This is a genomic window from Mesoflavibacter zeaxanthinifaciens DSM 18436 (genome assembly GCF_000422365.1).
Lineage (GTDB): Bacteria > Bacteroidota > Bacteroidia > Flavobacteriales > Flavobacteriaceae > Mesoflavibacter > Mesoflavibacter zeaxanthinifaciens.
Genome location: NZ_AULQ01000001.1, coordinates 381845 through 406118, shown reverse-complemented (window position 1 = coordinate 406118; position 24274 = coordinate 381845). Strand labels below are relative to the sequence as shown.

The following is a 24274-nucleotide window of genomic DNA, read 5'->3' as shown; positions in this document are numbered from 1 at the left end:
CTTATATTTACGTAAGCTTATCAAAACCAAAGCTTACCTACACACATAATGATTGGACCCAAATTACCAAAAAACGAAAAACAACGTTTAAAAGCAGTAAAAGAATATAAACTACTAGACACATTACCAGAAGAAGATTTTGATAATATAACTAACCTTGTAGCTAATATTTGCGATGTACCAATCTCTTTAATTACACTTATAGACGCTGACAGAAATTTTTTAAAATCTCATTATGGCATACCTTTTAATGAGTCACCAAGAAATATATCTTTTTGTGGTCATGCTATTTTAGAAAACAATTCCATTTTTATTGTTGAAGATGCTACTAAAGATCAACGTTTTTACGACAATCCTTTAATAAAGGATCACAACGTTAAATTTTATGCAGGTGTACCATTAATCAATCCAGAAGGTTTTCCTTTAGGAACATTATGCGTTTATGATGTAAAACCCAAAAAACTGACAAAACAACAACAAGAAGCTATGATTATTTTAGCTAAACAAGTTGTTAATCTATTTGAGTTAAGATTAAAAAACAATCAGTTAACCAACGCATATTATTTGTTAGATGAAAGGCATCAATCCTTAAAAACTTTTGCAGGAAAAGTGTCTCATGATTTAAAATCGCCTTTAGCAAATATTACATCATTATCTCAATTATTTAAAGATGAATTAAAAGCGTCTAATCCTGAAATAAATTTAGAATATTTAGACTTTATTGAAGAGTCTGCTGATACGTTAAGAGCATACATAGACGGAATTTTAAAACATTATAAATCTGAAGCGTTACTACAAGATAAGAAACAAACAATAGATTTGTCTAATATTTTTAATGATGTAAAACAGATGCTTAGCTTAAAAGATACTCAGTTTAAGTTAAAAAACAATCCAAATTTAGGAGATATCAATAAATCTGCTATAACTCAAATTATTCTTAATTTGGTAGATAATGCAGTTAAATATAACACAAACAATAATCCATTAGTTGTTTTAGATTATAAGGAAAATGAAACGCACCATCACTTTTCTGTTTCAGATAATGGTAATGGTATTCCTGATAGTAAAAAAGAATCTTTATTTGACCTGTTTAATACAGCGCATGATTCAGATAAGTATGGAAATAAGGGTACAGGAATTGGATTGTATACTGTAAAAACTTTAGTTGAAAAATTAGGTGGTGAAGTTAGTCTAACATCAAAAGTTAATGAAGGAACGACTTTTAGTTTTTCTGTAGAAAAATAAAAAAAGCCTGATATTATTATCAGGCTTTTTCACAATATTATAATGTTTTATTTATTTCATTTCTTTTTTAAGCTTTTTGGATAATGTAGCTTGATCCTTGTATAATTTACCACTCATGCCTAAACACTGCCCATCTTTAAGCATCGTTTTGTCTCCATCTTTTGTAATATAACTTCCATCAGTTTTAACAACTGTTCCATTATTTAATTTTAAATCAGATTTGAGTAACTCTACACCTGTTTTTTTATAATGAAAAACTTTTTCATTTAGTAAAATAACATAATTGGCGTCTTCTACCTGCATTTTATCTTGAGCCATAACTGCTCCAGTTGTTATAAACAGAGCAAATATAAAAAGGAATATTTGTTTCATCTTATTTAGATTTTAATATTAATAAATATAATAATTTTTTACTGTTTGATTTTACATTTAACTTATTATTCACTTATTATACCAAAATAAAAAGCTTGGTGTAAAACCAAGCTTTTCAAGTTATTATAAATAATTTACCACTTGATTAACCTTTTAGCCAAGCTTGTCTAATTTCTTTTTGTTTTTGTGTTGCTTCAGGGTTTTCGGTAATATTTTTTCCTGTAGTATAAGACTGTGTTAGTTTTGTTTTTACAGTATATTCTTTACCATTTCTATCAATAACAACTTCTACTTCTTGTCCTGGTTTCCACATATACATATCTGTTAAGATTTTTTGCGCAGTCATAAAAGAAAAGGCTTCACCATTTACGGTTTTCATTACATCACCAGGTTGTACACCATTATCTGCCCAAAAACTGTTGTTTTTTACAGCTTCAGAAAATGGAAGTTTCATGGTTTCTTGATTAGGAGCAAAAATTAACTCGCCACCATTCTGAATGTAGTTAGTTTTTACTTTTCCTTCACTCATCATTAAGCCTACTTTTTCAAAATATACATTATAGTCTATTGGTGTTCCTCCAACTACATGTGTATTTAAAAATTCTCCAACGCTTGGGTAAGTCATTGCTGTAATTTCGTCTATTAATTTATCGTCTTCAAATGGTTTATTTTTTCCGTATTTGTTAGATAATTCTTTCATTAAAGATAAAATACCACGCTGTCCATTACTTTCTTCACGCATAATGATATCAATACACATACCGATTAAAGCACCTTTCATATAAACGTTATAATATTGTGGTGCGTAAGGCTCGTCTAAAACATTTTCACTCATTTCGGTAAAACTCATTGAGTCATTCATGTTTTTAGCGGTTTGTATTTTTTGTAAAATATCACCGTAAAATTCTTGGTTATCCACTAAACCTTGATCTACTTGAAATAATGTTGCAAAATACTCTGTTACACCTTCATACATCCATAAATGCTTAGAAAATGTTGGCTGGTTGTAATCAAAATAATGTACATCTTCAGAGTGTACACTTAATGGTGTTACGATGTGAAAAAACTCATGAGATACGACATCTATCATACTTTCTGCTAAAGCATCAAATGGCATATCTTCTTGTAAAACAACTACTGTAGACGTATGATGCTCTAAAGCTCCAAATCCTTTAGGAGAACCTTCTGATCCATCAGATAAGTATAAATAGATATCGTAACGAGGTGTGCTGTTTATATCGCCTAAATATGTTTTTTGAGCTTGCATCATTTTTTCAACAACACCTTTAATTTCTGTAGCTGAATGTACTTTGTTTGGAGAGTAAACACTTAATACAATTTTAATATCACCTACTTGAAATTCTTCAACATCTAACTCTCCATAAAACATTGGGTTATCTGTAATGTCAAAATATCTTGGTGCAAAGTAGCTTGATGTGATTAAGCTTCCGTCTTCGCTTGTTTTATTTGAAGTTTCCTGCAAAGCAGATGTACGTTTAAAGTTTGCTGGCGCAGTTACATCTAATTTATATTGACTGTTTTTTAAACTATCAAAATACCCTATAAATCCATGTAAATTCATTACATAATTTGTTGGCTCTATGTTTGTTCCTGCTGGCGAAAAAGGTTGCTCGCCTCCTATTCCTCCTTCAACTTCTTGATCAAAAGTATCATTTACATAATAGGTAATATAATCTAAGTCTTTAGCATTAGTAATTGTCCAGGTATTTGTGTCTACCTTACTTGTAGATAACTCTTCTCCTTTATAATTAAAAGCTTTAAAACTATCAATATATTTACCAAAATCGCTTACCGAGTATGTTCCTTGTACAACTCTTGGCAGTCTATAAGTTACTGTTTCTGTAGTAAAACGACCAGGGTTAATGGTTACTGGTACTTTATCATTTGTAACTTTAGATAAGTCTATTGAAGTTTCAATAGGTGTTTGTGTTGCTAAAAGACTTGTAGTGGTTTTAGATCCACCGCAACCTACTAGTAAAAGTCCTGAAGCAAGTGCTGATAATAGGAGTTTTTTCATATTTAAATATTATTTGTTAATGGTCTTGGTAACAAGACGCTCAAAAGTAAAATTTGTTACAATCGTAAAGATTAAGATTTTGTTAAAATGTTAATTTCTTATTGCTGTTTTTAATTGTTCAATTATTATCTTTGACAAACTTTTAATAACACATGCAGTTTAAAAACCCAGAACTTCTTTACGCGCTTTTCTTACTGCTAATTCCCGTTATTGTTCACTTATTTCAACTAAGAAAGTTTCAAAAAGAATACTTTACAAACGTTGCTATTTTAAAAAAGGTACAATTACAAACACGTAAAAGTCAACTAATTAAAAAGTGGCTAGTCTTATTAACTAGGCTACTACTTTTAACTGCTATTATCATTGCTTTTGCTCAGCCTTATTTTTCAAAAACTAATAGTTTTAACACAGAAAAGGAAACCGTTATATACCTAGACAACTCGTTTAGTATGCAAGCTAAAGGTAATAATGGTCCACTTTTAAAACGTGCAATACAAGATATCATTACTTCTATTGATGAGAATGAAAAATTCTCACTAATAACCAATACTGATAGTTATAGAAACACAACTATAAAGGCAATTAAAAACGAATTACTTCAACTTGAATATTCTTCAAATCAATTAAGTTATGACGCTGCTTTATTGAAAGCTAAAAAGCTATTTTCTAATAAAGCAAATAGCATTAAAAACTTGATTTTTGTGTCAGATTTCCAACAAAAAACACAAGAATTTAGTATTGAAAAAGATTCAAGCATCACTTTAAGTGCTGTTCAGTTAAACCCTGTTAATAAAACAAATGCATTTATTGATAGTTTGTATATCTCTAAACAAAACGCAACTAATTATGAGTTGACTGCTTTATTAAAAAGTAATCAAACTACTACTTTTAATTTACCTGTATCGTTATATAATAATGATCAATTAGTCTCAAAAGTTTCAGTTGAAATTAAAAACGAAAACAAAGCTATTTTTACAATACCTAACAATCAAACTATAAAAGGTAAAATTACTATTGACGAGACGCAACTTCAATTTGATAACACCTTATACTTTAGCATAAATACGCCTTCAAAAATTAATGTATTAGCAGTGTCTAACGATGATGCCAACTATTTAAATGGAATTTTTACAGAAGACGAATTTAATTTCACTCAAAAAACACCAAACACATTAGATTATGCGCTTTTTGATACGCAAAATCTAGTCGTTTTAAACGAAATTGAAAACCTGCCAAACACTTTAATTACTGCTCTTAAAGTGTTTACAGATAAAGGTGGCGTTGTTGCTTTTATACCTAATACAAAAGGTAATTTACAAGACTACAACACGTTTTTACAGCAATTTAACTTTAGTGTTTTTAATTCAATTTTAGAGCAAGAAAAGCGCATTACATCCATAAACTATGCGCATCCAATTTACGCTAATGGTGTTTTTGAAAAGCGTATAGATAACTTTCAGTATCCAAAAGTCAATCTGTATTTTCCACAAAATACATCTCAAAGCACTGCTATCCTTCAATTTGAAGATAACAAACCATTTTTATCACAACGTAATAATGTATTTGTTTTTAGCGCAGCAATTAATGAGGACAATTCAAACTTTAAAAATATAAATCTAATTGTACCTACATTTTATAACATTGCTAAACAAAGCTTAAATGCTGCCCAACTTTATTATACAATCGGTCTAAACAATCAATTTGATGTGTCTGTAAATTTACAACCAGATACTGTATTAACTCTTGTTAATAATGAAGAATCTATAATACCAGAACAGCAATACTACAACAATAAAGTGGTTATAAAAACTAACGATTTACCAGAAAACGCTGGTGTTTATGAAATAAAGAATAAAAATGAAATTTTAGAATACGTAAGCTTTAACTACAACAGAAACGAAAGTGATTTAACCTATCAAAACCTTGAAAACATAGAAGGCATCACTGTTTCAAACTCTGTTAAAGAAGCTTTTAACACAATAAAAAATGACACTAAAGTTGATGAGTTATGGAAATGGTTTGTAATTTTGGCTTTAGTGTTTTTAATCATAGAAATGCTCATCTTAAAATATTTTAAATGAACGTCTTAATCAAATCGGCAACAGTAATTGATACATCAAGCAAGTTTCATAATCAAATTGTTGATGTTTTAATTGAAAAAGGAAAGATTTCACAAATTGCTAAATCTATTAAAAACACTAGCAATTATAAAGAAATTGAGTTAGATAATTTACACATCTCTCAAGGATGGTTTGACTCTAGCGTTTGCTTTGGCGAACCTGGTTTTGAAGATAGAGAAACTATAGAAAACGGTTTAAAAACAGCTGCAAAATCTGGGTTTACAAGCATTGCATTGCAAGCTAACACAAATCCTATCATAGACACCAGTTCTGACGTTACTTTTGTCTTATCAAAAGCACAAACACAACCCGTTGATTTGTTACCAATTGGCGCATTAACAAAAAATAGTGAAAGCGTTGATTTAGCTGAACTTTTCGATATGAAAAACGCTGGCGCAGTAGCGTTTAGTGATTATAAAAAACCAATTACTAACCCTAATCTATTAAAGATTGCTTTACAATATGCTAGTAATTTTGATGGCTTGGTATGTAGTTTTCCTTTAGAACAAAAAATTGCTGGTAAAGGTATTGTTAACGAGCATGTTTCTAGCACTATGTTAGGTCTAAAAGGAAGCCCGAATTTAGCCGAATCTTTACAAGTGGCTCGAGATTTATACATTTTAGAATATTCTGGTGGTAAACTTCATATTCCTACCATTTCAACTAAAGAAAGTGTAAAGCTAATTAGAGAAGCCAAAGAAAAAAAATTAGACGTTACTTGTAGTGTTGCTATACATAATTTGTTTTTGACTGACGATGTTTTAAACGAATTTGATACACGTTACAAAGTCAATCCGCCATTACGTACTCAAGACGATATAGATGCTTTAATTGAAGGTATAAAAGACGGTACGATAGATATGGTAACCAGTGATCATAATCCGCAAACTATAGAAGAAAAGAAAGTAGAATTTGACCACGCCAACTACGGTACTATTGGATTAGAAAGTGCTTTTAGTGCTTTAAACCAGATATTTTCCACAAAAAAATCTATTCAACTATTAACTAAAGGAAAAGAACGTTTTGGTTCTATAACTTCTAAAATTGAAGAAGGAGAAGTTGCAAACATTACGCTATTTAATCCAAATGAAAAATACGTATTTGGTAAGTCAAACATTTTATCAAAATCAAAAAATAGTGCCTTTTTAGGACAAGAATTAAAAGGAAAAGCATATGGTATTTATGCCAACAAAAAAATAGTTTTATAATGAATCAAAATACAGCTGAAGAAGGAAAAACATTAGCAGTAGTAAGCTACTTAACCATCATAGGTAGTGTTATTGCTATCATAATGAATAACGATAAAAAAAACGAGTTTACAGCTTTTCATAACCGTCAAGGTTTAGGACTTTGTTTAATGTATATGATTATTGGATATTTTATTAGTCAATTTGATAATATGCAAATCTCTGTCGCTTTTTGGGTAGGAATGGGTTTATTATTTTTCTACGGAATTATAAATGCTATTAGCGGTAAAATGCAAGCTGTTCCTCTAGTAGGACCATTTTTTCAAAAAATTTTTTCATCAATAGTTAAATAATAATGACAGATTTAAGCTTAGAATATTTAGTAAGACCTTCAACCTTAAAAGAAAATGCACCATTACTTCTACTCTTTCATGGTTATGGAAGTGATGAGAATGATTTATTTAGTTTTGCATCAGAATTACCTGAGGAATTTTTAATAATTTCTGCTAAAGCACCTTACCCAATGCAGCCTTTTGGTAATGCATGGTATGCTATAAATTTTGATGCTGAAAAAGGAAAATGGAGTGATAACGAGCAAGCCAAACAGTCTAGAGATTTGATTGCTAATTTTATAGATGAAATTTTAGCTAAATACAACGCAGATAGAAATAATGTAACGCTTTTAGGCTTTAGTCAAGGTGCTATTTTAAGTTATGCTGTAGCATTTACATATCCTGAAAAAGTTAAAAATATTATTGCTTTAAGCGGTTATGTAAATCCTGATTTATTTGAATTAAAAGATCCAGTAACATATAAAAATCTTAATTTTTATTGTTCACACGGTAGTGTTGACCAAGTTATACCTGTGGATTGGGCTAGACAAACCAAACCATTTATGGAGCAATTAGGAGTTAACTATAAGTATAGCGAATTTCCTGTTGGTCATGGTGTTGCACCACAGAATTTTTATGAGTTTAGAGAATGGCTAAAAGAAAACTCTAATTTGTAGGATACAATAAGTGATCTAAAACTTTGAAGTTTAACTGATTATCAGGAGTAATTTCATATTTAATTAGTAATTCTCCCCAAAAAACACCATCAGAAAAATCTGCTATAACCCATTTATGGTTTAGTATTTTTATAGAATTAAATTGCATTTTTTTGCCACCTGAAGCAGCGTAAGGAATTAGTGGATGATCTTCTCCAGATGCGTCTGTTAAATCGTATAATTCATTTTCTATAAGTATTGTAAGCTTATCAGTATCAATACCTCTATCATAAAAATAATCTTTAGCTTCTTGATTATACCTAAAATCAAACATGATAAAATCATTTAGCTGATTGTTTAAAAGCGCTAAAGAATCTTTCATTCTAATATTTTTTTCTTTTAAACTTTTAAACTGACTATCATTAGCTTTTACATAGTTTTTAGTGTTTACGTACTGAAACAAAACAACAAGTAACGTAAAGATAAACAAGTACATAAAAATTTTATTCTTCATTATAATATTTGATTTTAAAGTTTAATTTGAAGTTCATCGTAAGCTAAAAACACATCTTTAGGTAGCTTTTGTTGGACTTCTTCATGAAAACCTAATAAATGGCTTATGTGCGTCAAATAAGCCTTTTTAGGTTGTAGTGTGTTTATAATTTGTAATGCTTCTTCTAAATTTAAATGCGAAATATGGGTCTCTTCTCTTAAGGCATTAATTACTAAAACATCTAAGTTTTTTAGTTTTTCCATTTCTTCATCAGGTATGGTTTTAACATCTGTTAAATAAGCAAAGTTGTTAAATCTAAATCCAAATACTTGCAATTTATGATGAAAAACTTCTACAGGAAACACTTCTAAATTATTCAATTTAAAAGGTTTGTTTTCAATTTCATTTACCTGTAAGTTTGGTACGCCAGGATATTTATTTTCTGTAGCAAATATATAAGCAAAACGTTGCTTAAGTTGCTCTACTACTCTTTTATGTGCGTAAATAGGTATATCTCCTTGTCTAAAAAAGAAGGGTCTGATATCATCTAAACCAGCTGTATGGTCTGCGTGTTCGTGCGTAAAAATGATTCCGTCAATTTTATTTACATTAGCTCTAAGCATTTGTTGTCTAAAATCTGGTCCACAGTCTATAACATAGGTATAATCATCCCATTCTACCAAAATTGAAACACGCAAACGTTTATCTTTAGGATTTTTACTTAAACACACTGGATGTGTACTTCCAATAATAGGAATTCCTTGAGATGTACCAGTACCTAAAAAAGTAATTTTCAAAATCTATAAAATTTGAAAACAAAAATAAGTTAATTTTTTTGTTTACTATAGTTATTTGGTACCTTTGTAACACTAAATTTATAGGGATTTTTTTATGGAAATTACGCTAAAAGGAGATAAAGAATTTGAAAATATTCCATCCTTAAAAGACAAAGCGCTTCGTATTAACTTAAACGAAAACATTTACGGTACTTTTGCCGAGATTGGTGCTGGACAAGAAACTGTAAGACATTTTTTTAGAGCTGGTGGCGCATCTGGTACTATCGCAAAAGCAATGTCTGCTTACGATAAAAGTTTTAGCGATGCTATTTATGGTATTGAAGATGATAGACGCTACGTAACCGAAGCTAGGTTACGCAAAATGCTTCATCATGAATATAGATTAATTGAAGAGCGTATAGGTAGAGAAAGTAACCCACATAGAATGTTTTTTAGTTTTGCTAACACTGTTGCTACAATAGATTTTGCAAAAAAATATAAAGGACATGGTTGGGTTGGTATTAAATACCAAATAGATCCTGAAGATAAAGAAGTTAACGAAATTATTTTACATATTCGTTTTAAAGAAAATGACGCAAGATTACAACAAGAAACTCTTGGTATATTAGGTACTAACTTAATTTACGGCGCATTCTATAAATACAACGAACCTAAAAAATTATTAAGATATTTATACGACCATTTAGATAAAGACCAATTAGAAATTGATACAATTAACTTTTCTGGTCCTGTATTTAAAAACGTAGATAACCGTTTAATGAGCTTACAGCTAGTAAAAAATGGAATGACTGACGCCGTAATGTTTGCTCCAGATGGTAATAACGTACTTCCTGCAAGAGTTTTATATAAGAAAAACATTTTAGCACTTCGTGGTAGCTTTAGACCTGTAACAAAGGTAAATATGGACATGTACCAGAAGTCTTTAGATATGTTTATTAAAGAAAATAAAGTTGACGAAGAAAGAACACAAGTAATTTTTGAAATCACTTTATCAAACCTGAGAGCAGAAGGAGAAATAGACGAGCAAGACTTTATGGATAGAGCACGTTTACTATGTTCTTTAGGACAAACCGTTTTAATATCTAACTTCCAAGAGTACTATAAATTAGTAGAATATTTCTCTCAATACACTAAAAACCGTATGGGATTAGCAATGGGTGTAAATAATCTTGTAGATATCTTTGACGAGAAGTATTATCGTCATTTAAGTGGTGGTATTTTAGAAGCTTTTGGTAAGTTATTCTTTAAAGATTTACGTGTATATCTTTACCCTATGGAAAATGAAGATGGAACCATTACCACAAGTGATAACTTAAAAGTACATCCTCGTATGAAAGAGCTTTATAAATTCTTTAAATACAACGGTAAAGTTGTAGATATTGCAGACTATGACCCATCAACATTAAATGTTTTCTCTAGAAAAGTTTTAAAAATGATTGCCCAAGGTGAAGATGGTTGGCAACCTATGTTACCTGAAGGTGTGTCTAAATTAATTGCAGAACAAAGCTTGTTTGGTTGCGAAACCGAAGAAATTCAGAATAAATAATACAGTTTACAATAAATAAAAAAGGCGCTAAATATAAATTAGCGCCTTTTTTTATTTTTAAAAGATTAAATTCAATTAAATTAACTCTAAAATTTGAGCTGCATGATCTTTAGTTTTTACTTTATCAATAACATGCGCTACTACTCCATCTTCATCAACTAAAAAAGTTTTACGATGTATACCATCATACTCTCTACCCATAAACTTTTTTAATCCCCAAACACCAAATGCATTAATTACTTCTTTTTCTTCATCAGCTAATAAAGGAAAAGGAAACTCATATTTGTTCTTAAAATTGCTTTGTCTTTTTTCAGAATCTGCACTAACACCTAATAACTCAAAACCTTTATCTTGTAAAACTTTATAATTATCTCTTAAGTTACATGCTTCTGCAGTACAACCTGGCGTACTTGCTTTTGGATAGAAAAAAACAATTAATTTTTTTCCTTTATAGTCAGATAAAGATACAGCATTACCATCTTGGTCATTAACTGTAAAATTTGGTACTTTATCACCTTGTTTTAATGTATTCATAGTTGTAATTTTGATTTATTCAAAAATACAAATTAATGACTAAGCAAGAAAAGGTACATTTTGTTATAAATACGTTAAATAAGTTATATCCTGAAATTCCTATTCCTTTAGATCATAAAGATCCATACACTCTTTTAGTTGCTGTTTTATTATCTGCTCAATGCACAGATGTTAGAGTTAACCAAATAACGCCTTTATTATTTGCAGAAGCAGATAACCCTTATGATATGGTTAAATTATCTGTAGAAGAAATTAAAGAGATAATAAAACCTTGTGGTTTATCACCAATGAAAAGTAAAGGCATTTACGGTCTTTCAAAAATTTTAATAGAAAAACATAACGGTGAAGTCCCGCAATCTTTTGAAGCTTTAGAAGAGTTACCTGCAGTTGGACACAAAACAGCTAGTGTTGTAATGAGTCAAGCATTTGGTGTACCTGCTTTTCCTGTAGACACACATATCCATCGTTTGATGTATCGTTGGAATTTATCTAACGGAAAAAGCGTAGCTCAAACCGAAAAAGACGCTAAACGACTATTTCCTAAAGAACTATGGAACGATTTACATCTGCAAATCATTTGGTATGGAAGAGAATATTCTCCTGCTCGTGGTTGGGATTTAGATAAAGATATTATTACAAAAACTATTGGAAGAGCTACAGTTTTAAAAGAATATCATAAAAAAACGTCCTAATGTTTTAGGACGTTTTTCTTTTAATTTTGAAGTGATTCAAACTTCATGCTTTTATAATTTATAACACTTAAAGCCTTAGAGTAATTAAGGATAAAACTTATTGTTTCATCTTTTGGGTTCAATTTAAAATCTGATTTAGGTTTATTAGAGTAAAGTTTTGCCATTTAATGTAGATTTTTAGTTTGTTACTACATTATAACGGATACGATTTAACTTTATTGTTTATCCTAATTTGTTAAAACAATATTGTGCTTTTCTATTACTTTTCTCATATTAATTAATGCATATCTCATACGTCCTAAAGCAGTATTTATACTTACTCCTGTGCGTTCTGAGATTTCTTTAAAACTCATATCTTTATACATACGCATTACCAATACTTCTTTTTGGTCTTCTGGTAACTCGTCAATCAAACGTCTTACATCTGCTTCTACTTGACCTTTAATAATTGTTTTTTCTGCATTTAAAGCATTATCACTTATTACAGAAAAAATATTAAAATCTCCTGAGTTGTCAAACTTAGGCATACGACTGTTTTTTCTAAAATGATCTATAACCAAATTATGGGCAATACGCATTACCCATGGTAAAAACTTACCTTCTTCGTTATATTTACCTCTTTTTAAAGTTCTTATTACTTTGATAAAGGTATCCTGAAAAATATCTTCAGATATATCTCTATCAAAAACTTTAGAGTATATAAAACTGTAAATTCTTTGTTTATGTCTTGTAATTAAAACTTCTAGAGCAGATTCTTCGCCTCTTATATAATTACTCACTAATTGAGCATCAGAGATTAATTCTTTTTGCATAATCATTACTTTTTTTGCACAGAAAACGTGTTTCGGGCTTGGGGTTTATAAATTAAAAAAGTAATGTTTTGCTATAGGCAAAAGTGTTTGTGGGTTAATTGATATGTTTCAAATGTAACAACAATTATTCCAAAAATGCAAACATAATTTCAAGTTTTAACATTTTAATGCACAATAATCTATTTTTTAAGCTGAATTTGTTGTGTTATCTTTGCAAATCTATACGAAAATTGACTATGAAGACTACGCTTTCTGAAGTAAACCCTAAAGAGAACATCATAATTAAAGGTGCTAAATTACATAACCTTAAGAATATAGATGTTGTTATACCTAGACGTAAATTAGTTGTTATAACAGGTCTATCAGGTTCTGGTAAATCTAGTTTAGCATTTGATACGTTGTATGCAGAAGGACAACGTCGTTATGTAGAAAGTCTTAGTAGTTATGCACGACAATTTTTAGGTAGACTTAACAAACCTAAAGTAGACTATATTAAAGGTATTGCGCCTGCAATTGCTATAGAACAGAAAGTAAACTCTACTAATCCACGCTCTACTGTCGGAACGACAACCGAGATTTATGACTATTTAAAACTACTTTTTGCGCGTATTGGTCGTACCTACTCTCCTATTTCTGGTAACGAAGTCAAAAAAGACACTGTTACAGATGTTTTGGACTTTATAAAAACAATTGATTTAAAAGAAAAACTCTTACTTCTAGCTCCTATTTATTTAGAAGAAGGTAGAGAACTTCAGGATAAACTTAGCGCCTTAAATGCACAAGGATATTCTAGAATTAAAGTAAAAGATGAAGTTTTAAGAATTGATCAAGCAAAAGATTTAACATCTACAGAAGATATATTTTTAGTTGTTGATAGAATTGTAACCAAAGACGATGACGATTTTTATAACCGATTAGCAGATGCCATACAAACTGCTTTTTTTGAAGGTAAAGGCAATTGCTATATTGAAACCTTAAAAGACAATTCCATAAGACATTTTAGTAATAAATTTGAATTAGATGACATGCAGTTTTTAGAGCCAAATGTGCATCTATTCAGCTTTAATAACCCTTACGGTGCATGTCCAAAATGTGAAGGTTACGGTGATGTTATTGGTATTGATGAGGATTTAGTGATCCCAAATACTGCGCTTTCTGTTTATGAAGAGGCTATTTTCCCTTGGCGAGGAGAAAGTATGAGCTGGTACCGTGATCAATTGGTAAACAATTCGCATAAATTCGATTTTCCTATACACAAACCCTATTTTCAATTAAGTCAAGAACATAAAAATTTAATTTGGGAAGGTAATCAGTATTTTGAAGGTTTAAATAGCTTTTTTGAAGAACTAGAAAGCAAAGCTTATAAAATTCAAAATCGTGTAATGTTATCTCGCTATCGCGGAAAAACAAAATGCAATGTTTGCGGCGGTAAACGTCTTCGTAAAGAAGCTAGTTATGTAAAAGTAGGAAACGCTACAATTACAGATTTAGTAGAAATGCCATTAAATAAATTGTCTAATTTTTTCAACCAATTAGAATTGAATGATTATGACACTAAAATTGCCGAACGTTTACTTATTGAAATAAAAAATCGTCTAAACTTTTTAAGCAACGTTGGTTTAGATTATTTAACCTTAAACAGACGATCTAACACACTTTCAGGAGGAGAAAGTCAGCGTATTAATTTAGCAACATCACTAGGAAGTAGCTTAGTTGGTTCTATGTATATATTAGACGAACCTAGTATTGGCTTGCATCCAAAGGATTCAGAAAAACTAATATCGGTATTAAAGTCGTTACGCGATTTAGGTAATACAGTAATTGTTGTAGAACATGATGAAGATATCATGAAACAAGCCGACACCATTATAGATATTGGTCCCGAAGCTGGTACTTTTGGTGGTGAAGTTGTTGCAACAGGAACGTTTAAAGACATCTTAAAATCAAAGTCACTAACTGCTCAATATTTAAACGAAACTTTAAAAATTGAAGTCCCTAAAAAACGTCGTACAAGTAAGTATAGCATAGAAATTGTTGGTGCAAGAGAAAATAATTTAAAAAATATTGATGTTACTTTTCCTTTAGAAATGTTAACCGTTATTACAGGTGTTTCAGGAAGCGGAAAAAGTACATTGGTTAAGAAAATTTTATTTCCTGCCATTCAAAAAAAACTAACTGGATTTAGTGATAAAGCTGGTCAATTTTCAGAATTAAAAGGAAATTTTAGTAACATCAAGCATATTGAGTTTATTGACCAAAACCCAATTGGTCGTTCATCACGTTCTAATCCGGTAACTTACATCAAAGCTTACGACGATATTAGAGCTTTGTTTGCTAAACAAAAACTAAGTAAAATAAGAAATTTTGCTGCTAAACATTTTAGTTTTAATGTTGATGGTGGACGTTGCGAAACCTGTAAAGGTGAAGGCGAAGTTACAATAGAAATGCAATTTATGGCAGATGTACATTTAGTCTGCGAAACCTGTAATGGTAAACGTTTTAAAAAGGAAGTTTTAGAAGTTACTTTTGAAGATAAAAGCATTGATGATGTGTTAAATATGACTATTGACGACGCTATTTCTTTCTTCGACAAGCACAAACAAAATAAAATAAAAAACAAGCTTCAGCCCTTACAAGATGTTGGTTTAGGTTATGTAACACTAGGTCAAAGTAGTTCTACCCTTTCTGGTGGCGAGGCACAGCGTATAAAACTAGCTACATTTTTAGGTAAAGGAAATACTAAAGACAAAGCCTTATTTATTTTTGATGAGCCTACAACAGGTTTGCATTTTCATGACATTCAAAAACTACTAAAATCGTTTTATGCTTTAATTGAAAAAGGACACTCTATTATTGTTGTCGAGCATAATTTAGATTTGATTAAATGTGCAGATCACATTGTAGACCTTGGTCCTGAAGGTGGTGAAAATGGTGGACAATTAGTCGCTTTTGGTACACCTGAAGAAGTTACAAAAGTTAAAGAAAGCGCAACCGCTAAATACTTAAAAGATAAGATTTAATAAATCATAAAGGCTAACACTGCAATTAATATTGAAGCAAAAGGAATAATCATGCCCATAAAAATTGTAGTTATAGCTCCGCTTTTTATAAAACTTAAAAACCAACCTTGATCGTAAAACTTTTTGACTGCTATAAAAAAGTAGAAATAGGTAGATAAAACCAATATAAAGTCTAACCAATCGGGCATATCATAAAACCAGTTTATGCCTAAATCTATAGCCATTACTGCAAATATAAAAGAGAAAAAATAAAAGCTAAATACCAAATGGTAAGCATATCTTCCTTTATTAAAATAGAAAACCTTTAAAAGGAACGCAAAAATTGGTAGTAAAAAAAACATAGCTATAGGAAAACTATCTGTAATGGTTTGATAAATAGACCCGACACCTTTTTCTTTCTGAAATTTAAACATTTGCTCAAAAAACTTTCGTTTTAAATAACCTGCATCTTCAGGCATTCCCATCTTTTTTAGGATAATTTTTTTGTCTGCTCCTGCATCAATTAAAGAATCTATTTCTTTTTCATCATAAGTAAAAGAAGTTCCAAAAACACTACCATTAGCTTTTCGATCTTTAGCGTCTATTTTTTCATTTACTAAAGAATCAAGTTTTATAGAATCTGCTACTCTTTCAAAAGCTTCACGGTATTCTTTTTCCTTTTTTACTGCTAATTCTTCCTGTATAGCTTTATCTAATTTTGTTCTAGTTTCTCTAATATAAAATGAGAAGATGAAGAAAAAAACTACCGAAACAAATAAATAAAACTGAGCAGGATGTAAATATGTTAAACGTTTACCTTGCAAAAACTTTTTTGGTAAAAATCCAGGTTTTGTCATTAAAGGCAAAAAGCTCTTTAAAAATTTAGAATCCCATAGTAAATAGTTATTAATAGTATTATAAAAAAGACTTCTAACTGTTAACTCTTCTCTATTTTTCATACCACAACAAGGACAAAACTTAAAGCTATCTTTAAATTCTGTTTCACAGTTTTCGCAAACTTTATATTGAAGTGACATGTTGGTTGATTGTTTAGGTAAATGTAAAAATAAACTTTAAAAGATGCCTAATTTCTTTTTTAAAATTGAAATAGTAGAAATATAATTTCGTATCAAAACACCAGTAAAACTAACGTGTTTCAAGTTTGGCACAGCTATTGAAACTAATTTATCAAATAGCGATTGCCGAAACGCTAAACAGTAGGCAAAATCTAAATCCTTAATACTATGAAAAAACTAGTACTTTTAATTACAGGTGTGTTAATGGGATTAACCACTGTAACAGCAGAAAATAAGTCTGCATCGCAAGGTGAAGATTTAGTTGTTAACCCAAACCGTTTTGTACAACCTACTATGTTTGTAGAACGCGGTGTAGAATTTTTAATCTTTCCTGATGGAAGCTTTGATTTTAATACTCAATTAGATTATACACAAGGTGATAATTATTACAGACGTAACAATGTAAATGTAAACACAAGACGTAGCAGTATAAATCGTACTTATGGAGCACCAGGCACTTACAATACCTACTATGGACCAACAAACAACGGAACCATTGTTTTACATGATAGATCTGGTAAAGTAAGACGTGTTGGCTATGTGTTTTTAAATTATAATAGACAAGGACAGGTTAAACGATTAGGGTCTGTTTATGTAAGTTATAATAGACAAGGCTTGGTAAGTCGTATTGGCGGAATGCGTTTGATTTATAACAGACACGGAAGGTTAATTAGAACAATTGGTCATGTAAATAGATACAATACGTCTTTTGTGTTAGATAATAACTACGGAAATCCATACGGATCACCAATAGATAATAATTATGATTACAATTATAATAATGACGATTTTTACTACTATAGAAATGGTGTAAAAACCGAAAAACCTAAATTGAAAAAATAATTTCAATCAAAACAAAAAACCTCGTAAGTCTTTATTTACGAGGTTTTTTCATTTTACAACCTAATAACAATTATAGCTGTTTTGGTTTTTGGCATGATGCTTGTAAATATTTAAATGTTCAATCATAAAACAATTAGTTATGAAGAAATTATTCCTTTTATTATCAGCATTTACTTTAAGTATTTTTGCTGTTAATGCAGACACAACAAAAAACGCTGAAAGTTTAACTATAAACGAATCTTATAACCGAGGTTATGGCAATTCTTTCATTTTTACAGAAGCTGGAATTGAGTTTTCAGTTTTTGCAGATGGGCAATTTGATTTTTATATACCAAATTATGGTCCTAACGTAAATGTTTCAGTAAACACTCCAAATGCTTCTATTAGTTTTAATACTGGTTATGATTACAACCCATATGTACAATATGATGAGTATGGTGCTATTATACAAGTTGAAAACACACCAATATTCTATGATTATTATGGACGTGTAAATCAAATTGGTAACGTTAGGATTAACTATAATAATCGTGGTTTTGTTACTAGAGTTGGCGGACTTTATGTTCATTATAACCGTTACAACCGCTTTTCTCACTGTACAGGATTTATAAATATTTACAACAGAGTTTATGTATATAGACCTTGGCATTCATATTATGTAGTACCTGCTCCATTATACAGAGTTGTTTATACTACTCCATATAGAAGATATTATAGACCTATTAGATATGCATATACAAGACCTTTTGTAAACAATTACAGACGTACAACTGCTGTAGCAACAAGACGTGGTAATACAATATCAAGAAACAGAAGTTTAGCTACTCGTGGTAATGGTAGAGCTGTAAGAAATATTACAAGAAATAATGTGCCTAGAACACGTAGTAATGCAACTACTTCTTCTCCTAGAACAAGAGGAAACGGAGTAGCTTCTAGACCAAGAACTAGAGGAAATAGTTCTGCTACGCAACCTAGAACACGAGAAAATAACTCTATTAGCGCTCCAAAAACTAGAGGTAATTCAAAAAATATTACAAAACCTAGAACACGCAGTAATAGTAATATTTCCAAACCAAGAGCAGTTAGAAATAACACTGTTACTTCTAAGCCTAGAACTAGAACACAAACTAGAGCTAACACAAGTAGACCAAAAACATCTACTAAAGCAACTACAAATAGATCTAACTCAAGATCAAAAGCATCTTCAAGTAGATCAAGTTCTAAATCAAGAAGTACATCAAGATCGTCTTCTAGATCTGGAAGAAGAGGATAAAATATTTATAACACTTACTATAAGTCCTGTAACGATGGTTTATACAACCTTAAGTTATAGGGCTTTTTTATTTCTTTAAAAATGAATTTAAAATTCCTGTAATTTCTGAAGATAAATTAAGCTTATAAACGCTTAATCCATAAATTAATACAAGAAGTATTGATTTTAAACCTATGTTAATTATTGAATGAAAAGGAAATTCCCAAAAGAATAAACCAAAAGCACAAACTAAAATTAGTAACGCAGAGTTTAATGTTTCTTTGGTAAACGGTTGAATTTTAAATTTACTATAAACAAATAACAACTTTACAGTATTGTACACAAAGATGGTTATACAACTTGCGTAAGCTGCACCATTAATACCGTAAACGGGAATAAAAACCAGATTTAAAATTATGGTTAAAATAGCCAACATAACTCCAAAGACCAATACCATTCTATAATAATCACTATTAAAAAGAATAGCGTTATTGTTTCCTAAAAGATTATCAAATAGTTTAGCTAAACCAATAACTAGAACTACTAAAAAACCTTCTGAGTAATTATCAGGAATCATTGTATATAGCTGATTAATATTGACTATAATTGCTAAAAAGATAAATCCGCTAATTATGAATAAATTTAACGAGCTTTTTTGATATAGTTTTTTAAGTTCAACTTTATTTTTTTCATTTAAAAATTGTGCTGTTAATGGGTTTGTTATTTGATGCATAGATCGTGATGGCACACCAATAACCGTAGCAATATAAATAGCTACGCCATAATAAGCTACATTATTTAATGCTTCAAACTGACCAATCATAAACTTATCAATTTCAAGAATGATATTTGCGATAGAGCCTGCAATAATTATTAATGAAGAGTATTTTAAAACACTTGATAATTTAGGAATTTTAACAAATTTAAATACTGGTAGTTTTAAATTGAATGCATAAAGTTTCATCACGACCATTCTTACAATATAAACGATAACTATACCATAAATAAGCTGCTGTACATTTAAATATCTAAAATGAAGTGCTAACAACAAAATAGAAATACAAAGTCTATGAAAAACCTCTTTCATAAAATTACCAAACACACTATGTAAATGTACTTTACTCCATGCATAAAACACCTCAAAGTAAGCAAAAGCAATAGCGCAAACGTAAATTAACCAACTGTAATCTTTGATTATTGGGTTTTCTTTTGCAAGCCAATTTCCAATGGTATCATATGCTAAAACACCTATAAAACCTAACGGAATAATGACAATTAAAGGCAAAAATAACATTAAGGTTAAAAACCCATTTTGTGATTGTCTAGTCTTAAATGACGAAAAGAATTTAATTATCGTATTATGTGTACCAAAAGCCATTAAAGGCATTAAAATATTGGCTGTAGAGAGTATAAAAGTAATTAATCCAAAATAGTCGTCGGATAAAAATTTAGTATATAAAAACACTACATTAATAGCACCAATACCAAAACCAAGGTAAGTAATTACCGTGTTTTTTATGGATTGATTAACGACTATACCCATTAAGTTTACAAATTAAATTTTGTGGTTGAAATTTATAGATTATTAATCAAATCTACTAATTGTTTTGTTAACGCTTGTCGCGAAAAACGTTGTAATCCAATAGCATTAACCTTTAAAGAATTATTTTGATAATCTTCAAAAAGTTGTTTTATAGCTGTTTTTAAAGCTGAAAATTCTGAGTAATCAAAAAACTGTCCTGTATTTGTTTGCTTAATAATATTTTCAATATCCGCACCTTTAGGTCCAACTGCTAATATTGGTCTATTAGACACCATATATTCAAATAATTTACCAGGAATAATAGCTTTAGTATCTTCAGAATTTATTTCAATAAGCAACAATATTTGTGATTTTTTTTGAAATTTAACAGCTTCACTATGTGAAACATACCCAACTTTATTTACATAATCAATTAGATTATGATGTTTTAAAGAGTTTAACACGTTCTCTCCTACTTCACCTACTAAATTTAACTGAAAATGTTTTGCGAAATTTTCATCTTCCTTAACAAATTCAGAAAGTGCTTGCCATAAAATCTCAGGATTTCTTTTAGATAATAAAGAACCTATGTGAGATATGGTAAATTTTTCATCTAAATCGTTAACTATTACTTTTTCTTTATCGTAACCGTTTGTTATCACGCTAATTGGCTTATCTGTAATAGTTTCAAATTCAGTTTTTGTACTTGGACTTGTTACCACAATCTGATCGGCTTGATTAAGCACTTTGCTTTCTAATTGCTTGTGTTGCTTTTTTGCATAATTGGTTAATTTAAGCTGCTTATGGTAACCTATACTTGTCCAAGGATCTCTAAAATCTGCAATCCAATTAACATCTAATTTTTGTTTAATTTTTAAACCAATTAAATGTAAACTATGTGGCGGACCAGTTGTAATTACAGTATCTATATTAAAATCTTGAATGTAAGTTGTTAAAAAATTAGTAGATGGTTTTACCCATTGTTTTCTGGCGTCTGGAATAAAAAAGTTACCTCTAATAAATAACAACAAACGTTCTGGTATGCTTTGCTTGTTTTTTTCTTTTATAATCCCTTTACTAATTGTTTTGGTTTGTTTAGAAAACAAATTAGCCAATTTATATGGCTCTTTTATGGGTTGTTTTAAAATGATTGCATTTTCAGGAATTTCATCCTTTAAAGTCTTATCAATTATAGGGTAATTAGCATTAGAAGGACAATAAACTATTGGTTCTATATCATGTTCTGGTAAGTATTTTACAAATTTTAACCAACGTTGTACACCTGGTCCTCCAGCTGGTGGCCAATAGTAAGTAACTATAAGAACACGTTTAGGCATATTATTCTGGTTTACTTGTTTTAAACTGATAAAATAATCCTCCTATTATTAAAAGAAATAATATTACCGAACTTGCTAAAGCAATCTGACTACCAGTTTTAACTACTTTTGGCTCAAATTTAAACTCAATAGTATGATTGCCTTTTGGTATTTGTAAACCTCTTAATGCGTAATTCACTTTATAATGAGGCTTTTCGTTTCCGTCAATATAAGCATTCCAACCATTGGCATAATACATTTCTGAAAATACTACAAAACCATCATTTGAATTATTTGAACTGTATTTGATATAGTTAGGTTTATAAGTTTCAACTTTTATAGATGCTGTAGAATCTACTTTGAAAGTTTTTGCTTTAAGATCTGTTATACTAAAAACAGCTACATTTTTATTATCTAAACTATCTAATATTTTTATTTCTTGATCTGCATTTTTAACGTTTTTAAGTTGTTTTACAAACCAAGCATTTCCGTTAGCGTCATTGTTTAGATATGGGAAAGGCTCTCCGTTTTCACCTTGTCCAATAATATACTTAGCATTAAGCATATTAAGAACATTGATGTTATTTTTTGATAGGTAAAATTCGTATAAATCTTGATAACGTTTAGGTTTTGCAGCATGATAACCGCCTAAAGCATTGTGGAAATAACTTGCTTTTGCGCCACCTGAAGTTAAATCATACACTCTATAATTAGAATCGTCTTTTAGGATTTGTAAATCGGCTTTATTAGCTTGATATGGACGTTCCATTTTAATTTTAGAAACAAAATCGTCATTGTTAACATAACGTCTATCTACACTTACAAGATCTATTACAATAAGAACAGCAAACGCAAGAATGACTTTAGTTTCGGTAAATTTCTTCTTTAAGAATAAATAGATAATTCCTGCGGAAAGCAATACGAAAATCAACGTTCTAAACGTATCCATAGTTAAGAAACTAGCACGATCTTCACGCAACGCATCTACAAATTCTTGACCGTAATTTTGACGATAATACCCGTCATTACCACCAACAAAATCAAATACTCCAAATAGTTTTCCTAACAGAATTAAAACTGCAAATCCTGCAGTTATCATTGTTGTTTTCTTTAGTGCGTTTAGCTTTTCTTCATCAGAAGTATTATCAAATAATTTTTTTATTGCAATTATTGCCAAAATAGGAATACACAATTCTAAAATAACTTGTATTGAACTTACTGCTCTAAATTTATTGTATAACGGTACAAAGTTTATAAAAAAGTCGGTTAGAAATTCTAGGTTCTTTCCGTAGGATAAAAGAAGTGATAAAACTGTGCCTCCAACAAGCCACCATTTTAAACGACCTTTTACTAAAAACAATCCTAATACAAAAAGAAAAATCACAACCGCTCCAATGTATGCTGGAGCTTCTACTATGGTTTGATCGCCCCAATATGTTGGTGTACTTTTTGCATATTCTTTGGCTTCTGCTGGTGATACGCCTCTATCTGTAAAAAACTCATACATTGCAGAGTTTTCGCCAACATCTTCACCGCTTCCGCCACCATAAAATCTTGGAATAAATAGATTAAAACTTTCAATTATACCGTAACTATATTCTGTGATGTACTCCTTACTTAAACCGTTTGTGTTTTCTCGATTTGTACCGTCTGGATTAATGGTTAACTCAGATTTTCCGCGTGTACTTTCATTAACATATTCTTTTGTAGCTAAAATATTTGTAGCATTAAGGCCTATAGACAAAATTACAGCAACAACTAAAATGCCAATAGACTTAAAGTAGTGCGGTAATTCTTGTTTTTTATAAGCGTCTATTAAATACACTATACCTAAAATTATGACTAGCAATAGTAAATAATAGGTCATTTGATAGTGATTTGCAACAAGCTCTAATCCCATTGCAACAGCTGTTAGTAAAAAACCAGCGATATATTTTTTTCTGAAGGTGAGGATAATACCGCTTAACACTAAAGGCATATAAGCAATAGCATGTGCTTTACTATTATGACCAACGCCAAGTATTATGATAAGATAAGTTGAAAAACCAAACGCTAACGCGCCTAATCCAGCTAATTTCCAGTCTACTTTTAGCACTAAAAGCAGAATATAAAAGCCTAAAAAGTAAAGAAATAAATAATCTGCTGGTCTAGGTAAAAAGCGTAATGATAAATCTAATTTTTTGATATAATTATTTGGGTATTTTGCTCCTAATTGATAGGTTGGCATACCGCCAAATGCACTATTTGTCCAATAGGTTTCTTCTCCAGTTTCAGCTTTAAAATCTTTTTGCTGCTTTGCCATACCTTGGTAATGGACAATATCACTTTGAAAAATCGTTTTTCCCTGCAAAACGGGATTAAAATATAATAAAGCGCAAACAATAAAACTTACCAACACAATAATGTGTGGCAACAACTTTTTGAAAGAAAACGGCATAAATA

21 protein-coding genes are annotated in these 24274 nt (G+C 30.2%); 10 read left to right on the top strand and 11 right to left on the bottom strand.

Annotated features, from left to right (window positions below; translation table 11 throughout):
• Positions 1 to 48 precede the first annotated feature (48 nt).
• The gene (locus H574_RS0101935; RefSeq protein WP_027878932.1) at positions 49 to 1245 is read left to right on the top strand and encodes a GAF domain-containing sensor histidine kinase; all 1197 of its coding nucleotides are present in this window, start codon (positions 49 to 51) and stop codon (positions 1243 to 1245) included.
• A gap of 51 nt (positions 1246 to 1296) precedes the next feature.
• Here the strand turns inward: H574_RS0101935 and H574_RS0101930 are convergent, their stop codons facing one another.
• Together H574_RS0101930 and H574_RS0101925 are read right to left on the bottom strand one after the other, a co-directional pair.
• The gene (locus tag H574_RS0101930; protein WP_027878931.1) at positions 1297 to 1617 is read right to left on the bottom strand and encodes a DUF6799 domain-containing protein; all 321 of its coding nucleotides are present in this window, start codon (positions 1615 to 1617) and stop codon (positions 1297 to 1299) included.
• A gap of 145 nt (positions 1618 to 1762) precedes the next feature.
• Positions 1763 to 3655 (bottom strand): M61 family metallopeptidase, encoded by a 1893-nt coding sequence (locus H574_RS0101925; RefSeq protein ID WP_027878930.1) that lies wholly within the window; start codon positions 3653 to 3655, stop codon positions 1763 to 1765.
• 152 nt (positions 3656 to 3807) lie between these two features.
• On the opposite strand from H574_RS0101925, the gene H574_RS0101920 reads away from it, so the two are divergent.
• Genes H574_RS0101920 through H574_RS0101905 form a run of 4 tightly spaced genes read left to right on the top strand, consistent with a single transcriptional unit; the run spans position 3808 to position 7971 of the window.
• Positions 3808 to 5736 carry a vWA domain-containing protein gene (locus H574_RS0101920; RefSeq protein ID WP_027878929.1) on the top strand — a complete coding sequence of 643 codons (1929 nt, stop codon included), beginning with the start codon at positions 3808 to 3810 and terminating at the stop codon, positions 5734 to 5736.
• Positions 5733 to 6983, top strand: a complete 1251-nt coding sequence (locus tag H574_RS0101915; protein ID WP_027878928.1) for a dihydroorotase — start codon at positions 5733 to 5735, stop codon at positions 6981 to 6983. The genes H574_RS0101920 and H574_RS0101915 overlap by 4 nt, the downstream gene beginning before the upstream one ends.
• A complete protein-coding gene (locus H574_RS0101910; RefSeq protein WP_027878927.1) occupies positions 6983 to 7315 on the top strand; it encodes a hypothetical protein in 333 nt (110 codons plus the stop codon). The genes H574_RS0101915 and H574_RS0101910 overlap by 1 nt, the downstream gene beginning before the upstream one ends.
• Before the next feature lie 2 nt (positions 7316 to 7317).
• Positions 7318 to 7971: an alpha/beta hydrolase gene (locus tag H574_RS0101905; RefSeq protein WP_027878926.1), complete on the top strand. Its 654-nt coding sequence runs from the start codon at positions 7318 to 7320 to the stop codon at positions 7969 to 7971.
• Here the strand turns inward: H574_RS0101905 and H574_RS0101900 are convergent.
• Both H574_RS0101900 and H574_RS0101895 read right to left on the bottom strand, forming a co-directional pair.
• Entirely contained in the window at positions 7961 to 8464 is a 504-nt protein-coding gene (locus tag H574_RS0101900; RefSeq protein ID WP_027878925.1) for a hypothetical protein, read from the bottom strand. The genes H574_RS0101905 and H574_RS0101900 overlap by 11 nt on opposite strands.
• Positions 8465 to 8478: 14 nt before the next feature.
• A complete protein-coding gene (locus H574_RS0101895) occupies positions 8479 to 9240 on the bottom strand; it encodes an MBL fold metallo-hydrolase (RefSeq protein WP_027878924.1) in 762 nt (253 codons plus the stop codon).
• Positions 9241 to 9334: 94 nt separating this feature from the next.
• On the opposite strand from H574_RS0101895, the gene H574_RS0101890 reads away from it, so the two are divergent.
• Complete coding sequence (locus H574_RS0101890) at positions 9335 to 10786, top strand: hypothetical protein (protein ID WP_027878923.1); 1452 nt, start codon at positions 9335 to 9337, stop codon at positions 10784 to 10786.
• Between the two features lie 75 nt (positions 10787 to 10861).
• On the opposite strand, the gene bcp is transcribed toward H574_RS0101890, so the two are convergent.
• Positions 10862 to 11320: a thioredoxin-dependent thiol peroxidase gene (gene bcp, locus H574_RS0101885; protein WP_027878922.1), complete on the bottom strand. Its 459-nt coding sequence runs from the start codon at positions 11318 to 11320 to the stop codon at positions 10862 to 10864.
• Positions 11321 to 11355: 35 nt separating this feature from the next.
• Here bcp and H574_RS0101880 point away from each other — a divergent pair, with 35 nt between their 5' ends.
• Positions 11356 to 12012, top strand: a complete 657-nt coding sequence (locus tag H574_RS0101880; RefSeq protein WP_027878921.1) for an endonuclease III domain-containing protein — start codon at positions 11356 to 11358, stop codon at positions 12010 to 12012.
• Positions 12013 to 12032: 20 nt separating this feature from the next.
• On the opposite strand, the gene H574_RS14725 is transcribed toward H574_RS0101880, so the two are convergent.
• Together H574_RS14725 and H574_RS0101875 are read right to left on the bottom strand one after the other, a co-directional pair.
• The gene (locus tag H574_RS14725; RefSeq protein WP_169558266.1) at positions 12033 to 12176 is read right to left on the bottom strand and encodes a hypothetical protein; all 144 of its coding nucleotides are present in this window, start codon (positions 12174 to 12176) and stop codon (positions 12033 to 12035) included.
• A gap of 63 nt (positions 12177 to 12239) precedes the next feature.
• Complete coding sequence (locus tag H574_RS0101875) at positions 12240 to 12824, bottom strand: RNA polymerase sigma factor (protein WP_027878920.1); 585 nt, start codon at positions 12822 to 12824, stop codon at positions 12240 to 12242.
• Positions 12825 to 13060: 236 nt separating this feature from the next.
• On the opposite strand from H574_RS0101875, the gene uvrA reads away from it, so the two are divergent.
• Entirely contained in the window at positions 13061 to 15844 is a 2784-nt protein-coding gene (uvrA, locus tag H574_RS0101870; RefSeq protein ID WP_027878919.1) for an excinuclease ABC subunit UvrA, read from the top strand.
• Here uvrA and H574_RS0101865 read toward each other — a convergent pair.
• Positions 15841 to 16860 (bottom strand): DUF3667 domain-containing protein, encoded by a 1020-nt coding sequence (locus H574_RS0101865; RefSeq protein ID WP_027878918.1) that lies wholly within the window; start codon positions 16858 to 16860, stop codon positions 15841 to 15843. The genes uvrA and H574_RS0101865 overlap by 4 nt on opposite strands.
• Before the next feature lie 207 nt (positions 16861 to 17067).
• On the opposite strand from H574_RS0101865, the gene H574_RS0101860 reads away from it, so the two are divergent.
• Positions 17068 to 17742 (top strand): hypothetical protein, encoded by a 675-nt coding sequence (locus H574_RS0101860; protein WP_027878917.1) that lies wholly within the window; start codon positions 17068 to 17070, stop codon positions 17740 to 17742.
• A 139-nt stretch (positions 17743 to 17881) separates the two neighbouring features.
• Positions 17882 to 19015, top strand: coding sequence for a hypothetical protein (locus tag H574_RS0101855; protein ID WP_027878916.1), 1134 nt, complete (start codon positions 17882 to 17884; stop codon positions 19013 to 19015).
• Positions 19016 to 19082: 67 nt separating this feature from the next.
• Here the strand turns inward: H574_RS0101855 and H574_RS0101850 are convergent, their stop codons facing one another.
• Genes H574_RS0101850 through H574_RS0101840 form a run of 3 tightly spaced genes read right to left on the bottom strand, consistent with a single transcriptional unit; the run spans position 19083 to position 24269 of the window.
• The gene (locus H574_RS0101850) at positions 19083 to 20537 is read right to left on the bottom strand and encodes a lipopolysaccharide biosynthesis protein (protein WP_027878915.1); all 1455 of its coding nucleotides are present in this window, start codon (positions 20535 to 20537) and stop codon (positions 19083 to 19085) included.
• 32 nt (positions 20538 to 20569) lie between these two features.
• The gene (locus H574_RS0101845) at positions 20570 to 21853 is read right to left on the bottom strand and encodes a glycosyltransferase family 4 protein (protein WP_027878914.1); all 1284 of its coding nucleotides are present in this window, start codon (positions 21851 to 21853) and stop codon (positions 20570 to 20572) included.
• 1 nt (position 21854) lies between these two features.
• On the bottom strand, positions 21855 to 24269 hold the full coding sequence (locus H574_RS0101840; protein ID WP_027878913.1) for a YfhO family protein: 2415 nt from the start codon (positions 24267 to 24269) through the stop codon (positions 21855 to 21857).
• Positions 24270 to 24274 lie beyond the last annotated feature (5 nt).

Excerpts from the sequence above, each read along its gene's own strand:
- H574_RS0101935 (WP_027878932.1), top strand. The coding sequence starts at position 49 with ATGATTGGACCCAAATTACCAAAAAACGAAAAACAACGTTTAAAAGCA.
- H574_RS0101930 (WP_027878931.1), bottom strand. The coding sequence starts at position 1,617 with ATGAAACAAATATTCCTTTTTATATTTGCTCTGTTTATAACAACTGGA.
- H574_RS0101925 (WP_027878930.1), bottom strand. The coding sequence starts at position 3,655 with ATGAAAAAACTCCTATTATCAGCACTTGCTTCAGGACTTTTACTAGTA.
- H574_RS0101920 (WP_027878929.1), top strand. The coding sequence starts at position 3,808 with ATGCAGTTTAAAAACCCAGAACTTCTTTACGCGCTTTTCTTACTGCTA.
- H574_RS0101915 (WP_027878928.1), top strand. The coding sequence starts at position 5,733 with ATGAACGTCTTAATCAAATCGGCAACAGTAATTGATACATCAAGCAAG.
- H574_RS0101910 (WP_027878927.1), top strand. The coding sequence starts at position 6,983 with ATGAATCAAAATACAGCTGAAGAAGGAAAAACATTAGCAGTAGTAAGC.
- H574_RS0101905 (WP_027878926.1), top strand. The coding sequence starts at position 7,318 with ATGACAGATTTAAGCTTAGAATATTTAGTAAGACCTTCAACCTTAAAA.
- H574_RS0101900 (WP_027878925.1), bottom strand. The coding sequence starts at position 8,464 with ATGAAGAATAAAATTTTTATGTACTTGTTTATCTTTACGTTACTTGTT.
- H574_RS0101890 (WP_027878923.1), top strand. The coding sequence starts at position 9,335 with ATGGAAATTACGCTAAAAGGAGATAAAGAATTTGAAAATATTCCATCC.
- bcp (WP_027878922.1), bottom strand. The coding sequence starts at position 11,320 with ATGAATACATTAAAACAAGGTGATAAAGTACCAAATTTTACAGTTAAT.
- H574_RS0101880 (WP_027878921.1), top strand. The coding sequence starts at position 11,356 with ATGACTAAGCAAGAAAAGGTACATTTTGTTATAAATACGTTAAATAAG.
- H574_RS14725 (WP_169558266.1), bottom strand. The coding sequence starts at position 12,176 with ATGGCAAAACTTTACTCTAATAAACCTAAATCAGATTTTAAATTGAAC.
- H574_RS0101875 (WP_027878920.1), bottom strand. The coding sequence starts at position 12,824 with ATGCAAAAAGAATTAATCTCTGATGCTCAATTAGTGAGTAATTATATA.
- uvrA (WP_027878919.1), top strand. The coding sequence starts at position 13,061 with ATGAAGACTACGCTTTCTGAAGTAAACCCTAAAGAGAACATCATAATT.
- H574_RS0101865 (WP_027878918.1), bottom strand. The coding sequence starts at position 16,860 with ATGTCACTTCAATATAAAGTTTGCGAAAACTGTGAAACAGAATTTAAA.
- H574_RS0101860 (WP_027878917.1), top strand. The coding sequence starts at position 17,068 with ATGAAAAAACTAGTACTTTTAATTACAGGTGTGTTAATGGGATTAACC.
- H574_RS0101855 (WP_027878916.1), top strand. The coding sequence starts at position 17,882 with ATGAAGAAATTATTCCTTTTATTATCAGCATTTACTTTAAGTATTTTT.
- H574_RS0101850 (WP_027878915.1), bottom strand. The coding sequence starts at position 20,537 with ATGGGTATAGTCGTTAATCAATCCATAAAAAACACGGTAATTACTTAC.
- H574_RS0101845 (WP_027878914.1), bottom strand. The coding sequence starts at position 21,853 with ATGCCTAAACGTGTTCTTATAGTTACTTACTATTGGCCACCAGCTGGA.
- H574_RS0101840 (WP_027878913.1), bottom strand. The coding sequence starts at position 24,269 with ATGCCGTTTTCTTTCAAAAAGTTGTTGCCACACATTATTGTGTTGGTA.